Origin of the sequence: Phocaeicola intestinalis (assembly GCF_014837065.1) — a bacterium.
GTDB classification, from domain to species: domain Bacteria; phylum Bacteroidota; class Bacteroidia; order Bacteroidales; family Bacteroidaceae; genus Phocaeicola; species Phocaeicola intestinalis.
Genome location: NZ_JACSPP010000109.1, coordinates 1 through 4,736 on the forward strand (window position 1 = coordinate 1; position 4,736 = coordinate 4,736).

At 40.1% G+C, this 4,736-nt stretch carries 2 protein-coding genes; both read right to left on the bottom strand.

The genetic code is table 11. The features are described 5' to 3' along the window. Positions 1 to 149: 149 nt before the first annotated feature. On the bottom strand, positions 150 to 2,717 hold the full coding sequence (gene glgP, locus H9625_RS17055) for an alpha-glucan family phosphorylase (protein WP_087213384.1): 2,568 nt from the start codon (positions 2,715 to 2,717) through the stop codon (positions 150 to 152). Positions 2,718 to 2,746: 29 nt separating this feature from the next. After that, complete coding sequence (locus H9625_RS17060) at positions 2,747 to 4,426, bottom strand: glycogen/starch synthase (protein ID WP_087213387.1); 1,680 nt, start codon at positions 4,424 to 4,426, stop codon at positions 2,747 to 2,749. Positions 4,427 to 4,736 lie beyond the last annotated feature (310 nt).

Sequence of the window (4,736 nt, forward strand, 5' to 3'; positions counted from 1 at the left end):
CTTGCTTTTGGCTGTATGATTCCCGCTATTAGGGCTCATTGGGGACTTGCACCCGTTAGCTAATACTCATGCCGAGCATACATCAAAAAGCCGGCCGTTCCTTTTGAAGAAACAGCCGGCTCACATGTCTTTATTGGTTCAATAACAGATTATTCGTTAAACCAACGCACGTAGCAGAAATCCTGACGGTGGGGCAAATCGATATTCTTTGGATACATACGATATGCTACCTTGAAGCTTCCTGCATTCGAAATACTATAATCCAACTTGAATGTATACAGATTGCCTTCACGTTTCACGAGTTCCATCGGAACTACACTGTAAATATATTCCTTGCCTTCTGCATTTGTATAAGTAACTACCATTTCTACCCCCACTGCATCGTTAAGTCCCTTTTCATCAACAACGCAAGTAATGGTATAATCTTTGCCACTTTCCACATTGCCTTGACGCAATTCTTCGCACTTATCCATCGATACTACCTGAATAGAATCCCATTTGGCTGCCACTTCTTCTTTCCATGCAGCCAAAGCTTTCAACTTCGCATAGTTATCAGCTTCCAAAGCATGGAATCTTTCAGCTTCTTTTCCATAGAACTTGGCATAATAATCATCCAACTGTCTCTTCATGGTATAATGAGGAGCAATTTGTGCGATAGAATTCTTGATGGTCCGTACCCAACCTTCTGAATAACCTTTCTTATTTCGTGCATAATACAACGGAAGGATTTCGGTTTCCAGCAAACTATAAATGGTAGCTGCATCCAATTGGTCCTGATATTCTTGATTCTGATAAGTACGTTTTTCGGTCAATGCCCATCCGGCACCTTCACGATAACCTTCCAACCACCATCCATCAAGAACAGAGAAATTTACGACACCGTTCATCAATGCTTTCTCACCGGATGTACCCGAAGCTTCCAACGGACGAGTCGGCGTATTCATCCAAATATCAACACCTGAAACCAGACGACGTGCCAACTTCATATCATAATCTTGCAAGAAAATAATTTTACCCAAGAATTCAGGACGGTTTGAAATCTCAATGATACGCTTAATCAGACCTTGTCCGGCACCATCATGCGGATGTGCCTTGCCAGCAAACAAGAATTGTACCGGATAGTCAGGATTATTTACAATCTTCGACAAACGATCCAAATCGCTGAACAACAGATGAGCACGCTTGTAAGTAGCGAAACGGCGAGCGAAACCGATTGTTAATGCATTCGGATTGATTTTATCCAGTAAAGATACAATCAATGCCGGATTACCCTGATTCTTCAGCCAGTTCTTGCGGAACTGTTCGCGAATATAATCAATCAATTTGTTTTTCAACCCTAAACGAGTTTTCCAGATTTCCTCATCGGGTACATTGTAGATAGCTTCCCAAATTTTCGGATTAGACTGATCGTTCAAGAAATTCGGATCAAAATATTTGTTATACAATTTCTTCCATTCAGAAGCACACCATGTGGGGAAATGCACACCATTGGTCACATAACCTACATGATTTTCTTCAGCAAAGTATCCTTTCCAAATGCCAGAGAACATTTCTTGTGAAACCTTTCCATGCAACCAGCTCACACCATTTACTTCCTGACATGTATTGCATGCAAACGTTGACATACAGAAACGCTCATTATGATCGCCAGGATTGATGCGTCCTAAATCCATCAGTTCATCCCAAGTGATACCCATACGTTGGGGATATCCACCCATGTATTTACCAAACAGACCTTCATCGAAATAGTCGTGACCGGCCGGCACCGGAGTATGTACTGTATACAAAGAAGAAGCACGCACGATTTCCAGGGCTTCATCAAAAGTCATACCGCTTTCCACATAGTCGCACAGACGCTGCACATTGCACAATGCCGCATGTCCTTCATTGCAGTGATAAACGTCTTTCTTGATACCCAGTCTCTCCAGCAACAAGACACCTCCAATACCCAAGAGGATTTCCTGTTTCAATCGGTTTTCCCAATCACCTCCATACAACTGGTATGTAATCGGACGGTCATATTCACTGTTCATTTCATTATCTGTATCCAACAGATACAAAGGTACACGGCCTACATTTACTCTCCAAACATAAGCGTGCACATAATAATTCAAATATGGAACATCAAGAACCAAGGGTTTTCCTTCTTCGTCATTGACGCGCTCCAAAGGCAGGCTTCCAAAATTCTGGGCTTCATAGTTGGCTATCTGCTGCCCGTCCATCGACAAGCTTTGTTTGAAATAACCATAACGATACAAGAAACCTATACCACACATATCTACATTGCTATCTGAAGCCTCCTTCAGATAGTCGCCTGCCAAAATACCCAAACCGCCAGAATAGATTTTCAAGACATGAGTTAAACCATATTCCATACAGAAATAGGCTACAGAAGGACGCGAAGCATCTGGCTTCACATTCATATATGCTTCAAACTTGGAATATACCTCATTGATTTTCTTCAATGTAGCCTTATCATTTGATAAGTCTTCCAATTTTTCATAACTTAGACGTTCCAATAATGCTACCGGATTTTGACCAACAACTTGCCACAATTCCGGATCCAATTCTTTAAACATCTCTGTCGCTTCATCATTCCAGGCCCACCAAATATTACGAGCCATTCTTTCCAACATCTTCAAAGGTTCCGGAATACGAGATTTTACATTAACCTCTCTCCAGGCTGGAGTGTTAGCATAATTAGTCTTGACTTTCATATTGTTTAATTTTAGTGTGTAAATGAATTTTAGTTATTGTCGTTACTCTGAGAAAGACGCTGCCTTGCATTACGCAAAGCAACATCGTATGCTTCATAATAATATTGGATAAAATGTTTCCACAAAGCCTTTTCGGCAATTATTGCCGCATGTTCACGTATATTTTCAATTGCCTGATTCGACAATGCTGAAAATTCAGTTACAGTATCTTTTATCGAATCAGCGACTTCAGAATAATTATAATCTGTACGATGAATGACTTTCACACCATCTTGCAAAGTTCCTGAATGATTCACTACCGAGTTCACCCATAGACCGAATCCCGCCAAGTCAGTTGTAATGGTAGGCACATGAAAAGCAACGCTCTCCAATGGAGTATAACCCCATGGTTCATAATAAGAAGGATAAACACTCAAATCCATGCCTATCAACAAATCATAATATGATTCATTCAATATACCATCCTTTCCATCCAGATAACACGGCACAAAGATAACTTTTACTTTCGTATCAGCAGCATTCGACATATTCAAATACTTCAACATGTCCAAAACCTGATCATGTGTCATATTATGCAGCCAATGAGTAATAAAAGGAACTTCCAATGGCATGTCATAAGTTTTGTCAGAACTTAAACGCTCCAACAAATCCTCACGGGCCTCTCCTACCCAACCTGGAACATTTATAAAAGCTAAAACTTCTTTTTTGAGATTTTTGTCACGGGTCAATCGGTTAAGCGATTCCAAATAGACATTAATACCTTTATTCTTAAATTCATACCTGCCGCTTGTGCCTATAATCATAGTATCATCATCCAGTTCAGTACCTAGCAGCTTATTGGCCATATTCAGCATCACCTTACGGGCATGCTTGCGTTTTTCATCAAATTTTTTTCCTTTCGGGACAAAGTCATCCTCAAAACCATTCATCAGAATGACATCAGCCGGCTTATCCAACAATTCACGGCATTCATTGTTTGTAATTTCACTCACTGTAGTAAAACAATCCACATGATGAGCAGTCTGCTTTTCTATCGAATGTTTCGATTGCATATTCAACTCTTCTGCCATTTGATCACCATTATATGCAAAAAGGTAATCATACAACGGCTTGTTATTACCTGCAATCGATCGTCCGATTGAAGTGGCATGTGTTGTAAATATCGTTGCAATCTCAGGGACTTTCTTCTGAATATACAATGCTCCAAGACCTGTCATCCACTCATGAGCCTGATAAACCACCTTGTCTTTAGCACCCAAATTATAACGATAGAAACTTTCTACAACCTTACCGGCAGCATAAGAAAACATAGAAGCCTCGTCATAATCACCATACGCATGAAGCGAATCCACATTAAAATCAAGCCAGGCTTGCGTATAAATCTCATTCTTTTGAGCATAAAATGGTGTAAAATCCACCAAGATTGAAATTGGATGCCCAGGAATGTTCCAATGTCCCACTCTCACCTTCAATCCTTCATTCAAAGTAGCGTACTCACGCCAACCTTGTAGTGCCTTTTCATCTTCGGTAAACAAAGGATTATCCTTACCTCTCCAAACATCCGGGCCGATAAAGAAAATTCGATCCGGAAATGCAGCTTGCAAGGTTTTTGCCCTTGTTGATAGTACGGTGTAAATTCCACCTACCTTATTACATACTTCCCAACTTGATTCAAAGATGTAATCAGGTTTCAATAGCTGTTTCGTCATTATCTTTAATATTTTCTTAATCAGCGCGAAGTTACGAAAAAGAATTAAATCTACGAAGAAATAAAACGGTTTTTAAATTTGTGAAATGCTATAAAGAAAGAGACTAAAAAAACATAAAAGAATAATTTATGCCCTATTACAAAACAAAAAAGCAAACAGGAGGAAATTAACAAGCATTTGTCAAGACTAATTACCGCAAACAAAGAAATTTGCATAATCTCAAAAAGAGAAAAGGATCCTCCCCCGGACATCAGACCGGGGAAGGATCCCAAAACGGCGGCTACCTACTCTCCCACTGTTACGCAGTACC